This window comes from Bradyrhizobium viridifuturi, from assembly GCF_001238275.1.
Taxonomy (GTDB): Bacteria; Pseudomonadota; Alphaproteobacteria; order Rhizobiales; family Xanthobacteraceae; genus Bradyrhizobium; species Bradyrhizobium viridifuturi.
On record NZ_LGTB01000050.1, the window covers coordinates 1 to 19,343 of the forward strand.

Here is a 19,343-nt window from a genome sequence, read left to right on the forward strand (position 1 = left end):
GCGGGCGGGTGGGGCTCTCTCCACGATATGACTCGCGGAGACGACCCCCACCCCACCTCCCCCGCAAGCGGGAGAGGGGGCCGAGCGACGTGCTCACCTGACGAGGTGCCTCACCCGCATAACCATGGAGACCTCCGATGTCCGGCCCGCTCCATCTCGCGATTATCGTCACAGCACACCTGCTCTGCATGACCTTGTTGGTCGCGCTGTCGGTTTGATAGCGTCGCTCCGGGACCTTGATCCATCGGAGAGAACAACAATGAACCTATCGATGAAAGACCGCGTCGCGGTGGTCACCGGCGGCAGCAAGGGTATCGGGATCGCGGTGGCGCGGCGGTTTGCGGAATCCGGCGCCAAGGTCGCGATCCTCGCCCGCGGCGCGGCCGACCTCGCCGCGGCGCGCGAGGCCCTCGCCAAGGACGGCCTCGTGGTGCGGGATTATGTCTGCGACGTCGCCAAGGCCGCCGATATCAAGACGGCCCATGACAAGATCGTCGCCGATCTCGGCGGGATCGACGTACTGGTCAACAACGCCGGCACCGCGCGCACGCTGGCGTTCGAGAGCATCAGCGACGAGGCCTGGCAAGAGGACCTCGACCTGAAACTGTTCGCCGCGATCCGGTTCAGCCGGCTGGTCTGGCCGGGCATGAAGCAGCGCAAATGGGGCCGCATCATCAACGTGCTCAACACCTTCGCGAAGGCACCGGCCGGCAATTCGGCACCGACTTCGGTGTCGCGCGCCGCCGGCATGGCGCTGACCAAGGTCATGGCCAATGAAGGCGGCGCGCACAACATCCTGGTGAATGCGCTGCTGGTCGGCCTGATCATGAGCGATCAATGGGTCAAGCGGCATGCTGCCCAAGCGCCGACCACGGATTTCGGGGAATTTGCCAAGGGCCTTGCCAAGGGCACGCCGCTCGGCCGCATCGGCGAAGCGGAGGAGTTCGCCAACCTCGCCTGCTTCCTGGCCTCGGAGCAAGGCTCCTACATCACCGGCACCGCCATCAATGTCGATGGTGGCCGATCGCCGGTGGTCTAGAGCCCCGATTCTGGTTCGAGCAGAACCGGAGCTCCAGATTTCTTGCTTTGGCAGGCAGCAACCCAGGCAGGTAGCGACGGCTCAAAAGCAAAAGGCCTCCGTCACCGGAGGCCTTTTCGTCTTAAACCGCGTCCTTGGCGGCCTTGACCGGCCGTGCGCGGACGATCTTCCGGGCCGGCTTGGCCTTGAACATCATCTCTTCGCCGGTGAAGGGGTTGGTGCCCTTGCGCGCCTTGGTCGCAGGCTTCTTGACGACCACGAACTTCGCGAAGCCGGGGACGAGGAACACCCCGGCCTTCTTCAGCTCCTTGTGGCCGACATCGACGAGCGAGTCCAAAACGTTCTTGACGTCGCGCTTGGAGAGTTCGGTGGTGGTCGCGATCTTCTCGATCACTTGCGACTTCGACAGTTGGGTAGCCATGGTTGCTCCATTGATTCTGGAGTGGGCACGATATGGCGGAAAACGCCGAGAAAAACAGTGTTTTCTGCACTCCCCACCACAATATCGCTGTGGACAGCCCCCGAATCAGGGATTTTTCCAGTGTTTTTTCCAGTCAAGGCGCTTCCGACCCCTAAAATTACAGGCTTTGCGCCGCTTCGGGGCTCCCGAAACGGGCCTTCGAGAGAATCACTTGGCGCATCTCGCGCCGTCGCCATGCGACAATGCGGCGCGCAATCCGGGTTGCGAGGCACTGCAGCAGGCCACTTCAGGTTTCGGAAACGATCCTCCAAAAGGCCGAGGCATTAGAAAATGACTCGGGTTCCCATTCCATCGTAACATCGCAAAGGGGCACCACGACCGACCTGCTGGCCGCCCCGATCCAAGCCTTTATGTACGTCCTGACCAGTTCCGGAGACCCGCGTATGGATTTGTCCCGCCTTGAGATCAACCGCCGCACGGCCCTGCTGACCTCGGCCGCGATCGCGGCCAACGTCCTCAATCCGATGCGGGCCTTCGCGCAGGAAACCCCGCGCAAGGGCGGCGTTTTCAACGTCCATTACGGCGCCGAGCAGCGCCAGCTCAACCCGAGCATCCAGGCCTCGACCGGCGTCTACATCATCGGCGGCAAGATCCAGGAGAATCTGGTCGACCTCGACGCCCAGGGACAGCCGGTCGGCGTGCTGGCCGAGAGCTGGGAGGCGACGCCGGACGGCAAGACGGTCACCTTCAAGCTGCGCAAGGGCATCACCTGGCACGACGGCAAGCCGTTCACCTCGGAGGACGTCGCCTTCACCGCGATGAACATGTGGAAGAAGATACTCAACTACGGATCGACGCTGCAGCTGTTCCTGACGGCGGTCGATACGCCCGATCCGCAGACCGCAATCTTCCGCTACGAGCGGCCGATGCCGCTGAACCTGTTGCTGCGGGCCCTGCCCGACCTCGGCTACGTCTCCGCCAAGCATCTCTATGAGAGCGGCGACATCCGCCAGAACCCGACCAACCTGGCGCCGGTCGGCACCGGCCCGTTCAAATTCGTCAAATATGAGCGCGGGCAATACATCATCGCCGACCGCAACCCGGACTACTGGCGACCCAACGCCCCCTATCTCGACCGCATCGTCTGGAAGGTGATCACCGACCGCGCCGCCGCGGCCGCGCAGATGGAGGCCGGCGAGCTGCACTACAGTCCGTTCTCCGGGCTGACGATCTCGGATATGGCGCGGCTCGGCAAGGACAAGCGCTTCATCGTCTCGACCAAGGGCAATGAGGGCAACGCCCGCACCAACACCATCGAGTTCAACTTCCGCCGCAAGGAATTGGCCGACATCCGCGTCCGCCGCGCCATCGCGCATGCGATCAACGTGCCGTTCTTCATCGAGAATTTCCTGGGCGATTTCGCCAAGCTCGGCACCGGCCCGATCCCCTCGACCTCGACCGACTTCTATCCCGGGCCGAACACGCCGCAATATCCCTATGACAAGGCCAAGGCGGTCGCGCTGCTCGACGAGGCCGGCTTCAAGGCCAGTGGCGGCAACCGCTTCGCGCTGAAGCTGCTGCCGGCGCCGTGGGGCGAGGACATCTCGCTGTGGTCGACCTTCATCCAGCAATCGCTGGGCGAAGTCGGAATCCAGGTCGACATCGTGCGCAACGACGGCGGCGGCTTCCTCAAGCAGGTCTATGACGACCACGCCTTCGACCTCGCCACCGGCTGGCATCAGTACCGCAACGATCCCGCGGTCTCCACCACGGTGTGGTACCGCTCCGGCCAGCCCAAGGGCGCGCCGTGGACCAACCAGTGGGGCTGGGAGGACAAGACCGTCGATGCCACCATCGACAACGCCGCCACCGAGGTCGATCCGGTCAAGCGCAAGGCGCTCTATGCCGACTTCGTCAAGGAGGTGAACACCGAGCTGCCGGTCTGGATGCCGATCGAGCAGATCTTCGTCACCGTGATCACCGCCAAGGCGCGCAACCACTCCAATACGCCGCGCTGGGGCTCGGCGAGCTGGCACGATCTTTGGCTTTCGGCCTAGCCCTGGATCAGTAAAATAGCGGCATGCGTATCCTGAGCCTTGCGGGGCGGCGGCTCGCCGCCTCGATTCCGACTTTGTTCCTGATCTTGATCGGCGTGTTCCTGCTGCTGCAGCTCGCGCCGGGCGACACCGTCGACGCGCTGATGGCGCAGATGGGCGGCGGCGATGCCGCGACGGCGCAACAGCTGCGCAAACTGTACGGTCTCGACCTCTCGGTTCCGGCGCAGCTCGGCAATTATCTGTGGCACCTGGTGCGGCTCGATCTCGGCTTCTCCTCGATCTACGGCAAGCCGGTGGCGACCGTGATCCTGGAACGGCTGCCGCCGACCATCCTCTTGATGACGGCGTCGCTGTCGTTTGCGTTCTTCTTCGGCCTCGTGTTCGGCGTGATCGCCTCGCGCGGCGTCAACCGCTGGCCGGATACGCTGATCTCGACGCTCGGCCTGATCTTCTACGCCACGCCCTCGTTCTGGTTCGGACTGATGGCGATCGTGGTATTCTCGGTCTATCTGCAATGGCTGCCGCCGGGCGGTTTCGAGGACATCGGCACCGTGCAGACCGGGATCTGGCGCGTGCTCGACATCGCCGCGCACCTCGTGCTGCCTACACTGACGCTCGGGCTGATCTTCCTTGCGATCTACCTGCGCATCATGCGTGCCTCGATGCTGGAGGTCCTGAACCTCGACTTCGTCCGCACCGCCCGCGCCAAGGGGCTGGACGAGACCCACGTCATCACCCGCCACGTGCTGCGCAACGCGCTGCTCCCGATGGTGACGCTGATCGGACTGCAGGCCGGCACCATGCTCGGCGGCTCGGTCGTGGTAGAGAGCGTGTTCTCGCTGCCCGGCCTCGGCCGCCTCGCCTATGAATCGGTGGTGCAGCGCGACCTCAACACCCTGCTCGGCATCGTGTTCGTGTCTGCGCTGCTGGTCATCGCGGTGAACTTCGTGGTCGACCTGCTCTACGCGCGGCTCGATCCCCGCATCGCGGCGGAGGGCTGACGATGGACGCGCTGAAACGCTACTTCCGCAGCCCGGCCGCGGTGATCGGCCTGATCCTGCTGCTGCTGGTGATCGCGATGGCGATCAGCGCGGGTTTCCTGTATCCGCGCGATCCGCTCGCGCTGGCCGGCCGGCCGCTGGTCTGGCCGTTCTCCAATCCGCGCTTCCTGCTCGGGACCGATAATTCCGGCCGCGACATCGCCGCGCAGATCTTCTACGGCGCGCGGATCTCGCTGCTGATCGGCGGCGTCGCCACCGTGATCGCGATCCTGATCGGCATTCTGGTCGGCGCCTTCGCCGGCTATTACGGCGGCTGGGTCGACAATGTCCTGATGCGGATCACCGAGGCGTTCCAGACCCTGCCGAACTTCGTGCTGCTGCTGGTCTTGGTCGCGGTGTTCGGCTCGACCCTCACCACGGTGACCATTGCAGTCGGCGTGGTGTCGTGGCCGGCGCCGGCGCGGCTGACCCGCGCCGAGTTCCTGTCGCTGCGCAACCGAGAATTCGTCCAGGCCGGCAAGACGCTCGGCATGAAGGACGTCCAGCTCATCCTCGGCGAGATCCTGCCCAACGCGCTGCCGCCTGTCATCGTCTATGCCAGCGTGGTGATGGCGGTCGCAATCCTGCTGGAAAGCGCACTGGCATTCCTGAGGCTGTCCGATCCCAACGTCGCCTCCTGGGGCAATCTGATCGGGCTCGGCCGCGACGTGCTGCGGGTGCAGTGGTACGTCTCGGCGATCCCCGGCATTGCGATCCTCGTCACCGTGCTCGCGGTGTCCCTGGTCGGCCAGGGCCTCAACGATGCGCTCAATCCGAGGCTGAAGAGCCGATGAGCGAACCCGTCCTTTCGCTCGACGGCCTGACGGTACGCCTGCCCAAGGGCGCCGACCGGCCGCACGCGCTGTCCGATGTCTCATTGTCTGTCGCGTCGAACGAGATCCTCTGCGTGGTCGGCGAATCCGGATCCGGCAAGTCGATGATGGCGAACGCCATCATGCGGCTGCTGCCGAACGAGGTGACGATCGAACGCGGCCGTATGATGTTCGACGGCCGCGACCTCTGTGCGACCGCCCCGGCCGCGATGCGCGAGGTCCGCGGCGCCGGCATCGCAATGATCTTCCAGGAGCCGATGACGGCGCTCAATCCGCTGCGCACCATCGGCGACCAGATCGGCGAAATGTTCGCGATCCACACCGGCCTGTCCAAGACCGCGATCAATGCGCGGGTATTGGCGCTGCTTGAGGACGTTCGTATCCCCGATCCCAAGGCGGCCGCAAAGGCCTATCCGCACGAACTCTCCGGCGGCCAGCGTCAGCGCGCCATGATCGCGATGGCGCTCGCGCTCGACCCAAAACTCCTGATCGCGGACGAGCCGACCACCGCGCTCGACGTCACGACGCAGGCCCAGATCCTGAAGCTGATCCGCGATCTGCAGCAGCGCAAGAAGACCGCGGTGCTGTTCATCACCCATGATTTCGGCGTGGTCGCCGAGATCGCCGACCGCGTCGTGGTGATGCAGCACGGCGCGATCGTCGAGCAGGGTACCGCCGACGAGGTGCTGAACGATCCGCAGCATGCCTACACCAGGCAGCTGATCGCAGCCGTGCCGCCGCTGAAGGCGCCGCCGCCGCGCATCCTGTCAGGCAAGGACATCCTGACCATCGACGGGGTTTCAAAAACCTACCGTACCGGCGGCTTCCTCGGCCGCGGCGCCCGGGTCACGGAAGCCGTCAAGAACGTCTCGCTGCATCTGCCGCGCGGCGCGACGCTCGGCATCGTCGGCGAGTCCGGTTCGGGCAAATCGACGCTGGCGCGCTGCATCGTCCGGCTGATCGATCCCGAGACCGGCTCGATCGTGCTCGACGGCAAGGACTGGGCCAAGCTTGGCCGCGACGAGATCAGGCGCGAGACCCGTCATATCCAGATGGTGTTCCAGGATCCGTTCGCCTCGCTCAACCCACGCCGCAAGGCGGCTGAACTGGTGGCGCAGGGACCGATCGTGCACGGCACCGACCGCGCCACCGCGATCGCAGAAGCGCGAAAGCTGTTCGAGCTGGTCGGGCTCGACCCGTCCGCCGGCGACCGCTTCCCGCACGAATTCTCCGGCGGCCAGCGCCAGCGCATCGGGATGGCGCGCGCGCTTGCGCTGAAGCCGGACGTGCTGGTCGCCGACGAGCCGGTCTCGGCGCTCGACGTCTCGGTGCAGGCGCAGGTCCTGAAACTGCTTGCCGAACTGCGCCAGCAGCTTGGCCTCTCGATCATCTTCATCACCCACGATCTGCGTGTTGCCGCGCAGATCTGCGATCTCGTCGCTGTCATGAAGGATGGCGCCGTGGTCGAGCAAGGGCTGACCGCCGAAGTGTTCGGCAAGCCGCAGCATCCCTACACGCAGGCACTGCTCTCGGCGATCCCCGGCGGCGACTTCACGCGAAAGCGCGACGCCTTGATCGCCTGATCAAGCCGCGCGCTCTAACGCGAGCGGCGCGAGGCCAGGAAATACTCGGCCCAGCGCAGCAGCTCGAAGCGATCGCCCCTGACCAGCTCCTGGGCGTCGCGCTGCCGGTACAGCAGCAGCATCCAGGGCGCGAGCTTGCGCAGCAAGCCATGCGCCATGTACTGCACCGGCTCGGTGAACGGCAGCGCCAGCTCGCTCTCCGGCACGCCCTGCACTGCCTTCGCCAATTCGCGACCGAGCGGAATCGTCAGCGCGACGGCACGGCCGTTGCAGCCGGTCCAGCCATAGGCATTCGGTCCGAGCCGATGCATGCGCGGCAGGAAATCGGCCGTCATTCCGACATAGCCGTTCCAGACATAGTCGAACGAGACATCGCCGATCTGCGGCCACAATCGCTGCAACCGCTCGGTCACCCGTGCCTTCAGCCGCCCGGTCTTGTCGCCCGGGCCGAGCACGGCGCCGCCGGTGACGAGGCGATTGCGCGCGTCGTAGCGCGCGAAATACAGCTCGCCATGGGTGTCCGACATCGCCTGCCGGCCGGGGATGATGGTCTTGCGGACATTGTCCGACAGCGGCTGCGTCGCCATCTGCCACGACAGCACCGGCATCACCTCGGTCGCGATCTCGGGCACCAGCGATTTCGCAAACTCGCCGCTATAGGCATTGGTCGCGACAACAAGCGCACGGCCGGAGATCTCGCCCTTCTCGGTCTTCACCACCCAGCGATCGCCGCGGCGCTCGAAGCTCAGCGCATGCGAACGGGGATAGATCCGCCCACCGAGGCCGAGCACCGTGCGCGCAAGGCCGCGTGCCAGCGCCAGCGGATTGACGTGGCCGCCGGTCCTGTTCCAGAAACCGCCATACCACGCATCCGAGCCGAGCATGTCCCTCGTCTGTTCGCGCGACAGCAATTCGACCGCGCGCCGAGTTTCGACCATTGCTGCACCCGCCGCTCCGCGATCTTGATGCGGCCCGGCGAATGCACCGGCTGCACCCAGCCGGCCTGCTCCTGTTCGGCTGCGATGTTGTAGCGCTTGACGACCTCGAACAGCATGGCCGCGCTGTCGCGCAGCATCGCGACGAAGCGCTCGCCGGCGGCGCCGTGCCGCTTGATGATGTCATCGGGATCGGGGCGCGACAGCGTCGGGATCACCTGCCCGTTGTTGCGGCCTGAGGCGCCCCAGCCCGGCTCGGCGGCCTCGACGATCGCGACGTCGACATTGGCCTCGCGCAGGTGCAGCGCAGTCGACAGCCCGGTGAAGCCGCCGCCGATGATGACGACATCGGCCTGCTGCGTGCCGGTCAATTCGGGGCAATCGGGGCCTGACGGCGTCGCTGCGGCCCAGAGCGAATTGGGCCAGCGCACGGCATTGCTGCTCATCATGATCCTTTCTTGCGGGCGCCCGGTCATTCTGGTTAGCTTTACTCTACTCTCCTATTTCAGCCGGGAAGACAACAAGTGGCACTCAAGAACGTCATCGGAATCGATCACGCCGTGGTCATGGTGAAAGACCTCGACAAGGCCGCCGAGAATTACAAGCGGCTCGGCTTTACCGTGTCGCCGCGCGGCACCCACAGTGCGCATATGGGATCGGGCAACTACACCATCATGTTCGACCCCGACTACATGGAATTGCTCGGCGTGCTGACGCCGACGGAACATAATGCGCCGGCGCGCGCTTTCCTCGAGAAACGCGGCGAAGGCATCGAGCGGATCGCGTTCACGGCGGTGGATTCCGCCGCCGGCGCCGAGGAGATCCGCGCACGCGGCTACGCGCCGATCGGGCCGACCGATTTCGAGCGCCCGGTGACGTTGCCGAACGGCACGGTCTCCGCGGCAAAATTCCGCACCTTCCAGTGGCCGACCAACGAGGCGCCCGGCGCGTCCGCATCTTCGCCTGCCAGCACAAGACCCGCGAGACGGTGTGGATTCCCGAATTGATGACGCACGCCAATGGGGCAAAACGCCTCAAGCAGGTGCTGATCGTCTCGCCCGATCCCGCAGCCGATGCTGCGCATCTCTCCAAGATGATCGATATCGCGGTGAGGAACGATCCCGACGGTGCGGTTGCGGTGCCGTCCGGCGGCGACCGCGCCGACTTCGTGTTCCTCACCAGGGAGCAGCTCGGCAAGCGCTATCCCGGCGTGTCGCTGGATGGCCTGTCCGATCGCGGCGGCGCCGGCCTCGTGATCGCAGCCGACCTTGCCGCCACCGAGAAGGCGCTGGGCGCGACCGGCGTGAAGAGCGGCGGCGGCATCACCGTGCCGCCGGCTGCGGCGAACGGCACCCTGCTCGCCTTCGTCAAGGCATAGCGACCCAAGCTCGCGCGGCGCTGCATCATGCGGCGCCGCCACTCGAGCATCGATGCGAGCCTTGATTGCATCGATGCTTGACCTGCATCGATTGATGTACGATCCGTCTGGAAAACCGGTGTTCACTTTTCCGGATCATGCTCTAGTATCTCTCCCAAATAAGAACCGTCCCAGGGGAGAGAAACATGTCGCATCACCTGATCTCGCGCCGGCAGATGCTGGCCGGCACCGCCGCCGCCGGCGCGGTTGGATTGACCGGGTTTCCGGCCCGCGCCGAGGTCAACTGGAAGAAATACTCCGGCACCACGCTCGAAGTCAGCCTCGCCAAGGGACCGCGCGGCGACAATCTGCAAAAATACATCAAGGAATTCACCGAGCTCACCGGCATCAAGGTGGAATCCGAGCAGGTCCCCGAGCAGCAGCAGCGCCAGAAATGCGTGATCGAGCTGTCGTCGGGCAAGCCGAGCTTCGACGTCGTCCACCTCAGCTATCACGTGCAGAAGCGGCAGTTCGAGAAGGCCGGCTGGCTCGCCGACATGTCGCCCTATCTCAAGGATCCGAGCATGACGCTGCCGGATCTGGTCGAGAGCGATTTCTCCGCGGCCGGCCTGCAATATGCGCGCAACGACAAGGGCCAGATGCTGTCGCTGCCGTGGTCGGTCGACTACTTCATCCTCTACTACAACAAGGAGCTGTTCCAGAAGAAGGGCGTCGAGGTCCCGAAGACACTGGACGAGATGGCGGTCGCAGCCGAGAAGCTCACCGATCCCAAGGAAGGCATCTACGGCTTCGTCGGCCGCGGCCTGCGCAACGCCAACATGGCGATGTGGACCAATTTCTATCTGAACTATGGCGGCGAATTCCTCGATGCCAAGGGCAACATCCTGACCGACGGCCCCGAGGCGATCGAGGCCACCAAACTCTATCAACGGCTGCTGACGAAATGCGCGCCGCCCGGCGTCGCCGGCTTCAACTGGATGGAGTCGATGGCCTCGTTCACGCAAGGCCGATCGGCGATGTGGATCGACGCCGACGGCTGGGCGCCCCCGCTGGAGGACCCGGCCGCCTCGCGCGTCGTCGGCAAGGTCGGCTACACGCTGGTGCCCGCCGGCCCGAAGGGAAAATTCTCATCGACCTATGGCGACGGCGTCGGCATTGCGGCGGCGAGCAAGAACAAGGAAGCCGCCTATCTGCTGTGCCAATGGGTGGTCTCGCGGGGCCAGGGCGCCCGCCTGCTGCAGGCCGGCGGCGGCGTGCCATTCCGCAACTCGATCGTCGACGATGCCGAGGTCGCCAAGGGCGTGAAGACCAAGGAATGGCTGCAGTCGGTGGTCGACTCGGCCAAGATCTCCAAGCTCGGTCTGCCCGTCATCATCCCGGTCGCCGAATTCCGCGACATCGTCGGTGCGGCGCTGACCGCGACGCTGTCGGGCGCCGATCCCGCCACCGAGCTGAAAAAGGCGCACGAGCAATTCCGCCCCATCCTGGAGCGTAGCGAAAAAGCGTGAGCGTGGTGACACAAGCTTCGCCGGTGGCAGCCGAACAGGCCGCCCCGGCGCGTGAATGGCGGCCGCCGTCGTACTGGCCATTCGTGATCCCGGCGCTCGTCGTGGTGCTGGCTGTGATCATCTTTCCCTGGGTGTTCACGATCTGGATGAGCCTGCAGGAATGGAAGGTCGGCTCGCCCACCACCTTCGTCGGGCTCGCCAACTATTTGCGGCTGCCGACCGATCCTCGCTTCGTCGAGGCGGTCGGGCACACGCTGTCCTACACCGCGCTCTCGGTGCTGCTGCCGCTGGTGTTCGGCACGCTGGCCGCTGTCGTGTTTCACCAGAAGTTCGCCGCGCGCGGCTTCCTGCGCGGCATCTTCATCATGCCGATGATGGCAACGCCGGTGGCGATCGCGCTGGTCTGGACCATGATGTTCCACCCGCAGCTCGGCGTGCTGAACTATCTGCTGTCGCTGGTCGGCCTGCCGCCGCAGCTCTGGGTGTTCAACCCGACGACGGTGATCCCCTCGCTGGTGCTGGTCGAGACCTGGCAATGGACGCCGCTGGTGATGCTGATCGTGCTCGGCGGCCTCGCCGCGATCCCGACCGAACCCTATGAGAGCGCGCAGATCGACGGCGCCAATTTCTGGCAGGTGTTCCGCTTCATCACGCTTCCCCTGATCATGCCGTTCCTGTTCATCGCCGGCATGATCCGCATGATCGACGCGGTGAAAAGCTTCGACATCATCTTCGCGATCACGCAAGGCGGGCCGGGCTCGGCGTCGGAGACCATCAACGTCTATCTCTACAGCGTCGCCTTCGTCTATTACGACCTCGGCTACGGCTCGGCGATCGCGGTGGTGTTCTTCCTGCTGATCGTCGCGTTGGCGGCGCTGCTGCTCTACTTGCGCAAGCGCCTGCTGTGGACGTCCCAGCTCGGGAGCGAGGCATGAACCTGCGCTATGTGCTGGGCCGGATCGGGCTGTGGCTGTCGGTGTTCGTCATCGTCTCACCGGCGATCCTGTTCTTCCTCTGGATGGGCTCGCTGTCGCTGAAATTCGAGATCGACAACGCCTCCTATCCGCCAGTGTTCTTTCCGGAGCATATCGCCTGGAAGAACTATGCCGACGTGTTCGCCTCCAACCGCTTCCTGACCTATTTCACCAACAGCCTCGTCGTCACCGGCTGCGCCACCGGACTTGCAATGCTGGTCGGCGTGCCCGCGGGCTACGGCATCGCGCGGATGGCCGCGCATAAATCGGCGATCGTGATCCTGATCGCGCGCATCACGCCGGGCCTGTCCTACCTGATCCCGCTGTTCCTGCTGTTCCAGTGGCTCGGCCTGCTCGGCACGCTGGTGCCGCAGATCATCATCCATCTCGTGGTCACGGTGCCGATCGTGATCTGGATCATGATCGGCTATTTCGAGACCACGCCGCTGGAGCTGGAGGAAGCCGCGCTGATCGACGGCGCGACGCGCTGGCAGGTGTTCCGCCATGTTGCGCTGCCGATCGCGAGGCCCGGCCTTGCGGTCGCCTTCATCCTCGCGGTGATCTTCTCCTGGAACAACTTCGTGTTCGGCATCGTGCTGGCCGGGCGCGAGACCCGCACGCTGCCGGTCGCCGTCTACAACATGATCTCGTTCGACCAGCTGAGCTGGGGCCCGCTGGCTGCCGCGGCGCTGATCGTGACCGCGCCGGTGCTGCTGCTCACCGTGATGGCGCAGCGGCAGATCGTTGCGGGACTGACGGCCGGTGCGGTGAAGGGCGGCTAGGGCAAGATGAAGTTATGGGGGCGTCGCAGGGGGCGCTGCTAAAATATCGAAAACAACCCCATGCAAAGGTGCCGGCGGCGGCTCCAGGTAGATCGGTCAGCTTGACACGTTGGGCAACTCAGGGATAAGTTTCTAATATTCCGAAATTGCGCAGACATCCGCTCTCGCCAGGACGCCTCGACCAAGCTCATTCGGCAACTTCGGCTTCCTGAGCGTCCCCTTGCCTTCCTCCGCCGTCAGATCGTCGAGCCGCACGATACCGGCCGGGCGACAGGCCGTGATGCCGGTGGAACAGCTTCGAGAACGCCGCCGCCGTCTCGTAACCGACCCGGCTCGCAATGCGTGCGATCGGCTCGTCGCTGGTTTCAAGCAGGAACGCGGCTTCTGCCATCCGGCGTTCGATGACGTAACGATGCATGGACTGGCCGACGAGCCTGGTGAAACGGGCCGAAAATGCCGAACGGCCGAGCCCCACGCGGCGGCCGAGGTCGCTCAGGGCCCAGGGCCGCTCCGGGTTTTCGTGGATCAGCTTCAGTGCGGGCCCGATGTGCGGGTCGGATATCGCTCCGAGCCACCCGCCCTCTCCGGGACCGAGAGATGCGATCCAGCTTCGGAGCACCTCGACAAAGAGCACTTCCGTCAATCGCGAAAGCGCGACGCGTTGACCGGGACGCTCAGTCGCAGACTCGCTCATCAAGCGGCGCAGGATTGCTTCAAGCCAACCATTGTCCGCCGTTGGCTTCAGCAAGAGCACGGGTGGAAGTAACTCCAGCACGTTGCCAAGCAGCGGCCGCGACACCGTGAAATTGCCGCAGAGCATGGCCGAGAGCGGCTTGGCACGGCCGCCGTGACGAATGAAGCCAAGACGCGGCGACGATCGATCGATATCCACGATCCGCAGCGGCTCGGCCCGGCGATCCGAATAAAACACATGGGGCTCTCCGCGCGTGATGACGACAAAGTCGCCCCCGGTCATCTGGATTTTCTGCCCCTGTCCGACCGCAAGGGTCGCTGCGCCTTGGCTGAGATAGTGAAACAGAGCGTAGGGACGCGCCGGCAACTCAAGACGCCAGGGATGACCCAGCTCGAAGTGAAAGAGCAGCGTCCCGCTCAGACGAACGCGATCGAGCACCTGCGCGAGTATGTCCATGCCCGCCGAGATTAGTCCTGCGGACGATTGGACACAACATCCGGACGATTGATCTCTATCGTCCGAAGGGGCCGTGGAATACCAGATACCGCCGCGGGCCGACGTGACGTGCGGCAACCATTTCGCCAACGGCAGATGGAAGAACCGCGACCTGCTGGAAACGCCTGCCCCATTCCCCCGGACCATGTTCGTCCGATACGTCAACAGGAACAATCGATGCGAAATCTCCTCCTCTCAGCCGCCACCATACTGCTGGCCGGATCGACATTGGTCGGCTCGGCCAATTCCGCCGAACTGCCCAAGGGGGCAGCCCACAACATCGTGCTGGTGCACGGCGCGTTCGTGGACCAGACCAGTTGGCAACCCGTCGCCGATATTCTCACGAAGAAAGGCTACAACGTCACGCTCGTAGAAAATCCGCTCACTTCGCTTACCGCCGACGTCGATGCCACCAAGCAGGCGCTCGCGAAGCAGGACGGCAAGACCGTCCTCGTCGGCCACTCATGGGGCGGCGTGGTGATCACGGAAGCCGGCAACGATCCCAAGATCTCGGCACTGGTCTATGTTTCCGCCTTCGCGCCGGAGGTCGGCGAATCCCTGGCGTCGCTGGCCAAGGCCGGCCCGCCGACGGAAGGCGGCAATGCGATCCATCCCGACGCGAAGGGCAATCTGTACATCGATCCCAAGGTGTTTCCGTCGGCTGTCGCGGCAGACCTGCCGCCGGAAATCGCCGCGCACCTGGCCAATTCGCAGCTTCCGTTGAACCACGTTGCGTTCGAAGCCCCCGTCGACATTGCGGCCTGGCATGACAAGCCGACGTTCTACGTCATCAGCACGAAGGACAAGGTCATCGCGCCGGAGGCCCAGAAGTCGTTCGCAGCCAGGATGAAGGCCCAGACGACGGAAGTCGCCGGCAGCCATGCCTCGCTCGTCGTCCATGCGAAGCAAGTCGCTGAGGTCATCGAAAAGGCGGCGCTCGCGAAGTGACAGTGCCGGTCCCGGCGCGTTCGCGTCGGGAGCGGTCACGACGCGAGCTGGACGTTCGAAGGGAATTTCCTGCATGTACTACAAGACATTTCTGGTCGCTATCGCGGCCTCAGTTCTTGCCACCGGCACTGTCACGTCAGCATCCCCCGCCGCCAGGCAAGAGCCGCTGGATGCTACGACCCTCAGCGCGATAAAATCGAAGTTCGGCAAACTGATGGAATTAGCCAACAAGCACGATTTCAAGGCTCTGCATGGGATGTTCTGGCAATCGCCCTCGACCCTGTTGGTGGCCAAGAGCGCGATCCAGTCCGAGGGGAACTGGGCCGGCTTTTGGGGCAACGAGGCGATTGACCAAAAGCTTCATGATATCGGCACCTCCGGCCCGGTCGTGCTCGAGCCGGATTATTCGAAGCTCAGGATTGTCGGCCTGACGCGCGACGTCGCCGAGTCCTACGTGCCGATGAACATCACGGTCTCTTATGCGGGGCAGGATGGAACACCCAGGCCGTTTCTGATGATCATCAATTGGCTTCGGATCGGAAAGGACTGGAAGGTCGCTTCCGAAATCATTCTGCCGGTGCCGCCCGCACCCGCCGCCAAGGGCTAGGCGCTTCGATCCTGCTATGGCTGCGCGTTAATGAAGGCCGCGTTCCCAACTAGGCCGTGCACCCATGACTCCGCCCGCCGAACGACGTCAGCATTATCGTCAGAAGCCGACAAAAGAGGCGCGCTTGGTCGTGTCGGCTTTGGGCCAACAACAGACATGGATGTCGATAGTGGAATCATCGCGGGGAGGACGCGGCCCATCACGGTTATTTTTTTGAAACCGCGAAACCGGGCTCGCGTAGCTGGACAGTTTGAGGGATAGCAGAAAACCCTGGCTTTGACGTCAATCTTCGTTTCCAACCAGAATCGCCAACGTGATCTCGCCATCGGTAATGTAGTGATTGACGCGTTCGGCGAGAAGATTTTCCCCCGCCTGATAGACTTTCACCGCTTCGATGGTTCGAATCCTCTTTAACTCACCGATAATGTGATCGCGCTCTGCATTCGTATCCGAATCTGTGGCGTGGGTGATTTGAAATGAAAGACGAGTGAGGGATAGGCCGGTGTCCCTGGTGCCAGCTCCTATCCAAAGAACGCATTCGTTTTCCGTCGGGCGTTCGGTGTTTAGCCAGAAATCTGCTGTTCCCCAAGTTGCCTGGGCACGCGTTTGACTCAAGGCCCAGAACCTTACGTGGTGGCGCTTCCGAGGGCTGTTATCGATCGCCTTTTGAAAACCGATGTCCTGGCCCCGCCCGAAAAGATAGAGGGTGCTGAACGGGGCGGTGGGGTATGGAGTGTTGAGCACAAAGGCTCGGACCATGCCCCATGAACTGGCTAGACTAAGCCGATCTGCCTCCGACCAGCCGAGCGCTGCGAAGGCCCCGCGAAGCTGCTGGAGCGTACCGACGAGCACGACGTTCACGGGATCTCCCGGCAGCCCGTCGCCCGTAATCGTGTAACTCGGCACACGTTTGCTTTGCAGAATCTTCAAGCCCATCCGAATCGCACGTGGCAGGACGAGATATGCGGCGATTCCGTAGGTGGCACTAATTGCCAGGATCCAAGGTAGCCTGCGATCCGCAGTTTCAAAAACAACAAAGACAATCAACCAAACACAGAAGATTCCCAATCCAAAGATCAGCAAACGCTGCACAAGAAGCTTGAGCAATCTCATCTTGCACGGCCTCGTTGAAACCCCGTCGGTCCGACAGCTGAGGATTTGGCGGGTCTTCGATGCCAGTGGTTCGGCTCCGTCAATAAGATTGCGGATACAGGCTGTCAGCGCCGAACTTGGCTCGCACCGCCAATCAGGAAAGCGGATTGAATCGATCAGGTCACGCAACGGCCAGGCTGCAGGAGCCTTGCGACTTCCGTGAGCGTGCTGACCATGGGTTCGCAGGCGACTGTCGGCTTACGGCTCTGATTCCACAGCGGCGTCTTGGTGATACGGGCTTGCGCAGACGGAACACGGATCAGGACCGATGTATCGGCTTGATCGTTCAAGCGCACAGAAACCATTTTCGTCTGGACTGCGAACGGCTTGGGGGCAGCAAGTTGATCTGCCTTGCCGGCTCGGTTGACGATCTGACCTGGCCGCTCAGAGCCCGCCTGCCAGCGGTCGCCGAGGTCGTGACCTGAAGCGAATTGCACGGCACCGATCGTCAATGCAGTCGCGAGAGCGACTAAAAAACCTTTGCGAATCTGTGACATGCCCTTGTTCCCCGCCCCACGGCGATCGTTGTTCTTTTTGCAGTTGACCTTTTCCCATCGCTTCCAAGGCTATTTTTAACCGCCTGATTGTTTCACCATGCCTTCGTGAAGGCCGGAAAATGGTTTCATCCCGGCAGATTTTGCTTCGTCGCCCCTCGAACACTACTCGGCGGCGGGTATTCCAGAGGAAGCGGCGACCATTGGCTGAGGGCCGCATGGGGTCACAAGGCGGTATCCCTGAAGTCGGGTCGCGTGTCTGCTTCACCGCTGAAAGCGAGCATTTTGGAGTGGTCGGTACGCGCCCTAGCGCTTTTCCCGTTCCGACGGAATTGGAACGGGGCTCTAGATTCCTGTTCTGACGTGTTTTCTTTACGCGACCGGTATCCACTTCGCTCGAAAGCGCTCTAGGCAGCAAGCGCCTTCAGCACCGCGGCTGAATCGGCGACCCAGCCGAAGATGCCGCCCTGGGCCTTGATCATCTTCAGGCCCATCTCGTGGAATTCCGGGAAGTAGGACGCGCAGCCGTCGGAGATGACGACGCAGCGGTAGCCGCGGTCGTTGGCCTCGCGCACCGTGGTGTTGACGCAGACTTCGGTGGTGACGCCGCAGACCAGCAGATTCTCGATGCCGTATTTTTGCAGGACGTCGCCGAATTCGGTGGCGTAGAACGCGCCCTTGCCCGGCTTGTCGATCACGATCTCGCTGTCGAGCGGATAAAGCTCGGAGATGATGTCATGCCCTGCCTCGCCGCGGATCAGGATCCGCCCCATCGGTCCGGGATCGCCGATCCGAAGTGACGGCGCACCGCGTTCGACCTTCGCCGGCGGCGCGTCGGAGAGATCGGGCAGATGGCCCTCGCGGGTATGGACCACCAGCAGCCCGGCATCGCGCACCGCCGCGAGCACCGCGGCGATCGGCTGCACCGCGCGGGCGAGCTGGCTGACGTCGTTGCCGAGCGTCTCGCCGAAACCGCCGGGCTCCATGAAATCGCGCTGCATGTCGATGATGACGAGCGCGGTCTTGCTCCAGTCGAGCGTGATCGGCGCCGGCTCCGCCGCGATTGTCCCGCCTGAATTCGCCATGACGCACTCCCCCGAATGCGAGAAGATCCGCGCTTGATTAAGCAAACCGCGTGCCACTGAGCAATCACCGGCAGCTGATTTGCCGATCGTCCGATCCTGCTGGCATGATCGTTGCTAGCTGGGAGCTGGACCGGAGCCCGACCGAACGAAGATCATCGTTCGCGAAATGACAGCCGATTTCAAACAGGCGGGAGGACAGGCATGAACGGACTTGGCGGCCTCAACAAGTCACCCAATGGCGTCGTGATCGGACTGGTGCAGCTGCAGCTGCCCGTGGTTGCGACCAAGGCCGATCTGGCGCGGCAGACCGAGCGCATCGTCTGGATGGTCGGCAAGGCACGGCGCAATCTCGCCACCATGGATCTGGTGGTGTTTCCCGAATATTCGCTGCACGGCCTCTCGATGGATACCAATCCGGAGATCATGTGCCGGCTCGACGGGCCCGAAGTCGCGGCCTTCAAGCAGGCTTGCATCGACAACAAGATCTGGGGCTGCTTCTCCATCATGGAGTTCAACCCGCACGGCAATCCCTACAATTCAGGGCTGATCATCGACGATCACGGCGAGATCAAGCTCTACTACCGCAAATTCCATCCCTGGATTCCGGTCGAGCCGTGGGAGCCGGGCGACATCGGCATTCCGGTGATCGATGGGCCGAAAGGTGCGAGGATCGCGCTGATCATCTGCCATGACGGCATGTTCCCGGAAATGGCGCGCGAATGCGCCTACAAGGGCGCGGAGATCATGATCCGCACTGCGGGCTACACCGCGCCGATCCGCGACAGCTGGCGCTTCACCAACCAGGCCAACGCGTTCCAGAACCTGATGGTGACCGCCAATGTCTGCATGTGCGGCTCGGACGGCTCGTTCGACTCGATGGGCGAAGGCATGATCGTCAATTTCGACGGCAGCATCATCGCGCACGGGACCACGGGACGGGCCGACGAGATCATCACCGCCGAGGTGCGGCCCGACCTCGTGCGCGAGGCGCGGATCAACTGGGGCGTCGAGAACAACATCTATCAGCTGTGGCACCGCGGCTATGTCGCGGTGAAGGGCGGCGCGATGGATTGCCCCTACACCTTCATGCAGGACATGGTGTCCGGCCGCTTCCGCCTGCCCTGGGAGGATCAGGTCAAGATCACCGACGGCACGTCCTGCGGCTTTGCCGCGCCGACACGGATGTTCGGCAAGACCGCGAAGGCCGCAGAATAGGCGGCCGGTGGCTCAAGCGGGATGCCTGCTCTTCGAACCGTCATCCCGCTCCAGCCGTTCGATTTGAGCATGATCTCCGCGCAAACGCTGCGCGTTTGTCGCG

16 protein-coding genes and 2 pseudogenes are annotated in these 19,343 nt (G+C 63.6%); 12 read left to right on the plus strand and 6 right to left on the minus strand.

Features of this window, described 5'->3' with window-relative positions:
* The first annotated feature begins 259 nt into the window (after window positions 1-259).
* A complete protein-coding gene (locus tag ALC15_RS34715; protein WP_050631183.1) occupies window positions 260-1,039 on the plus strand; it encodes an SDR family oxidoreductase in 780 nt (259 codons plus the stop codon).
* Between the two features lie 121 nt (window positions 1,040-1,160).
* Here the strand turns inward: ALC15_RS34715 and ALC15_RS34720 are convergent, their stop codons facing one another.
* Window positions 1,161-1,460 (minus strand): HU family DNA-binding protein, encoded by a 300-nt coding sequence (locus ALC15_RS34720; protein ID WP_021077434.1) that lies wholly within the window; start codon window positions 1,458-1,460, stop codon window positions 1,161-1,163.
* A gap of 443 nt (window positions 1,461-1,903) precedes the next feature.
* On the opposite strand from ALC15_RS34720, the gene ALC15_RS34725 reads away from it, so the two are divergent.
* From ALC15_RS34725 to ALC15_RS34740, 4 genes are read left to right on the plus strand one after another with little or no spacing between them, the layout of a single operon-like run.
* The gene (locus ALC15_RS34725; RefSeq protein ID WP_050631184.1) at window positions 1,904-3,517 is read left to right on the plus strand and encodes an ABC transporter substrate-binding protein; all 1,614 of its coding nucleotides are present in this window, start codon (window positions 1,904-1,906) and stop codon (window positions 3,515-3,517) included.
* A 23-nt stretch (window positions 3,518-3,540) separates the two neighbouring features.
* Entirely contained in the window at window positions 3,541-4,518 is a 978-nt protein-coding gene (locus tag ALC15_RS34730) for an ABC transporter permease (protein WP_050631185.1), read from the plus strand.
* Between the two features lie 2 nt (window positions 4,519-4,520).
* Complete coding sequence (locus ALC15_RS34735) at window positions 4,521-5,351, plus strand: ABC transporter permease (RefSeq protein WP_050631186.1); 831 nt, start codon at window positions 4,521-4,523, stop codon at window positions 5,349-5,351.
* The gene (locus tag ALC15_RS34740; protein ID WP_050631187.1) at window positions 5,348-6,973 is read left to right on the plus strand and encodes an ABC transporter ATP-binding protein; all 1,626 of its coding nucleotides are present in this window, start codon (window positions 5,348-5,350) and stop codon (window positions 6,971-6,973) included. Before ALC15_RS34735 ends, ALC15_RS34740 begins: the two co-directional genes overlap by 4 nt.
* A 14-nt stretch (window positions 6,974-6,987) precedes the next feature.
* Here ALC15_RS34740 and ALC15_RS34745 read toward each other — a convergent pair.
* Window positions 6,988-8,354 (minus strand): annotated as a pseudogene (locus ALC15_RS34745) (NAD(P)/FAD-dependent oxidoreductase).
* Between the two features lie 78 nt (window positions 8,355-8,432).
* On the opposite strand from ALC15_RS34745, the pseudogene ALC15_RS34750 reads away from it, so the two are divergent.
* From ALC15_RS34750 to ALC15_RS34765, 4 genes and pseudogenes are all read left to right on the plus strand, one after another.
* Window positions 8,433-9,286: pseudogene (locus ALC15_RS34750) on the plus strand (VOC family protein).
* Between the two features lie 185 nt (window positions 9,287-9,471).
* The gene (locus ALC15_RS34755; protein ID WP_050631188.1) at window positions 9,472-10,794 is read left to right on the plus strand and encodes an ABC transporter substrate-binding protein; all 1,323 of its coding nucleotides are present in this window, start codon (window positions 9,472-9,474) and stop codon (window positions 10,792-10,794) included.
* A complete protein-coding gene (locus ALC15_RS34760; RefSeq protein WP_050631189.1) occupies window positions 10,791-11,729 on the plus strand; it encodes a carbohydrate ABC transporter permease in 939 nt (312 codons plus the stop codon). The genes ALC15_RS34755 and ALC15_RS34760 overlap by 4 nt, the downstream gene beginning before the upstream one ends.
* Window positions 11,726-12,550, plus strand: a complete 825-nt coding sequence (locus tag ALC15_RS34765) for a carbohydrate ABC transporter permease (RefSeq protein ID WP_050631190.1) — start codon at window positions 11,726-11,728, stop codon at window positions 12,548-12,550. Before ALC15_RS34760 ends, ALC15_RS34765 begins: the two co-directional genes overlap by 4 nt.
* A gap of 187 nt (window positions 12,551-12,737) precedes the next feature.
* Here ALC15_RS34765 and ALC15_RS34770 read toward each other — a convergent pair whose 3' ends face one another.
* Window positions 12,738-13,700 carry an AraC family transcriptional regulator gene (locus ALC15_RS34770; RefSeq protein ID WP_050631191.1) on the minus strand — a complete coding sequence of 321 codons (963 nt, stop codon included), beginning with the start codon at window positions 13,698-13,700 and terminating at the stop codon, window positions 12,738-12,740.
* A gap of 216 nt (window positions 13,701-13,916) precedes the next feature.
* On the opposite strand from ALC15_RS34770, the gene ALC15_RS34775 reads away from it, so the two are divergent.
* The gene (locus ALC15_RS34775; RefSeq protein ID WP_050631192.1) at window positions 13,917-14,687 is read left to right on the plus strand and encodes an alpha/beta hydrolase; all 771 of its coding nucleotides are present in this window, start codon (window positions 13,917-13,919) and stop codon (window positions 14,685-14,687) included.
* 73 nt (window positions 14,688-14,760) lie between these two features.
* Complete coding sequence (locus ALC15_RS34780) at window positions 14,761-15,294, plus strand: hypothetical protein (protein ID WP_050631193.1); 534 nt, start codon at window positions 14,761-14,763, stop codon at window positions 15,292-15,294.
* A gap of 282 nt (window positions 15,295-15,576) precedes the next feature.
* On the opposite strand, the gene ALC15_RS34785 is transcribed toward ALC15_RS34780, so the two are convergent.
* From ALC15_RS34785 to ALC15_RS34795, 3 genes are all read right to left on the minus strand, one after another.
* Window positions 15,577-16,407: an LssY C-terminal domain-containing protein gene (locus ALC15_RS34785; protein WP_050631194.1), complete on the minus strand. Its 831-nt coding sequence runs from the start codon at window positions 16,405-16,407 to the stop codon at window positions 15,577-15,579.
* A gap of 155 nt (window positions 16,408-16,562) precedes the next feature.
* Window positions 16,563-16,943 (minus strand): hypothetical protein, encoded by a 381-nt coding sequence (locus ALC15_RS34790; RefSeq protein WP_050631195.1) that lies wholly within the window; start codon window positions 16,941-16,943, stop codon window positions 16,563-16,565.
* A gap of 404 nt (window positions 16,944-17,347) precedes the next feature.
* The gene (locus ALC15_RS34795) at window positions 17,348-18,025 is read right to left on the minus strand and encodes a cysteine hydrolase family protein (protein ID WP_050631196.1); all 678 of its coding nucleotides are present in this window, start codon (window positions 18,023-18,025) and stop codon (window positions 17,348-17,350) included.
* 201 nt (window positions 18,026-18,226) lie between these two features.
* Between ALC15_RS34795 and ALC15_RS34800 the strand changes: the two genes are divergently transcribed.
* Window positions 18,227-19,240, plus strand: a complete 1,014-nt coding sequence (locus ALC15_RS34800; protein WP_050631197.1) for a formamidase — start codon at window positions 18,227-18,229, stop codon at window positions 19,238-19,240.
* Window positions 19,241-19,343: the final 103 nt, after the last annotated feature.

Coding starts and splice junctions, on each gene's coding strand:
- ALC15_RS34765 (WP_050631190.1), top strand. CDS start 11,726: ATGAACCTGCGCTATGTGCTGGGCCGGATCGGGCTGTGGCTGTCGGTG.
- ALC15_RS34715 (WP_050631183.1), top strand. CDS start 260: ATGAACCTATCGATGAAAGACCGCGTCGCGGTGGTCACCGGCGGCAGC.
- ALC15_RS34755 (WP_050631188.1), top strand. CDS start 9,472: ATGTCGCATCACCTGATCTCGCGCCGGCAGATGCTGGCCGGCACCGCC.
- ALC15_RS34775 (WP_050631192.1), top strand. CDS start 13,917: ATGCGAAATCTCCTCCTCTCAGCCGCCACCATACTGCTGGCCGGATCG.
- ALC15_RS34725 (WP_050631184.1), top strand. CDS start 1,904: ATGGATTTGTCCCGCCTTGAGATCAACCGCCGCACGGCCCTGCTGACC.
- ALC15_RS34740 (WP_050631187.1), top strand. CDS start 5,348: ATGAGCGAACCCGTCCTTTCGCTCGACGGCCTGACGGTACGCCTGCCC.
- ALC15_RS34785 (WP_050631194.1), bottom strand. CDS start 16,407: ATGAGATTGCTCAAGCTTCTTGTGCAGCGTTTGCTGATCTTTGGATTG.
- ALC15_RS34770 (WP_050631191.1), bottom strand. CDS start 13,700: ATGGACATACTCGCGCAGGTGCTCGATCGCGTTCGTCTGAGCGGGACG.
- ALC15_RS34780 (WP_050631193.1), top strand. CDS start 14,761: ATGTACTACAAGACATTTCTGGTCGCTATCGCGGCCTCAGTTCTTGCC.
- ALC15_RS34720 (WP_021077434.1), bottom strand. CDS start 1,460: ATGGCTACCCAACTGTCGAAGTCGCAAGTGATCGAGAAGATCGCGACC.
- ALC15_RS34800 (WP_050631197.1), top strand. CDS start 18,227: ATGAACGGACTTGGCGGCCTCAACAAGTCACCCAATGGCGTCGTGATC.
- ALC15_RS34730 (WP_050631185.1), top strand. CDS start 3,541: ATGCGTATCCTGAGCCTTGCGGGGCGGCGGCTCGCCGCCTCGATTCCG.
- ALC15_RS34795 (WP_050631196.1), bottom strand. CDS start 18,025: ATGGCGAATTCAGGCGGGACAATCGCGGCGGAGCCGGCGCCGATCACG.
- ALC15_RS34790 (WP_050631195.1), bottom strand. CDS start 16,943: ATGTCACAGATTCGCAAAGGTTTTTTAGTCGCTCTCGCGACTGCATTG.
- ALC15_RS34735 (WP_050631186.1), top strand. CDS start 4,521: ATGGACGCGCTGAAACGCTACTTCCGCAGCCCGGCCGCGGTGATCGGC.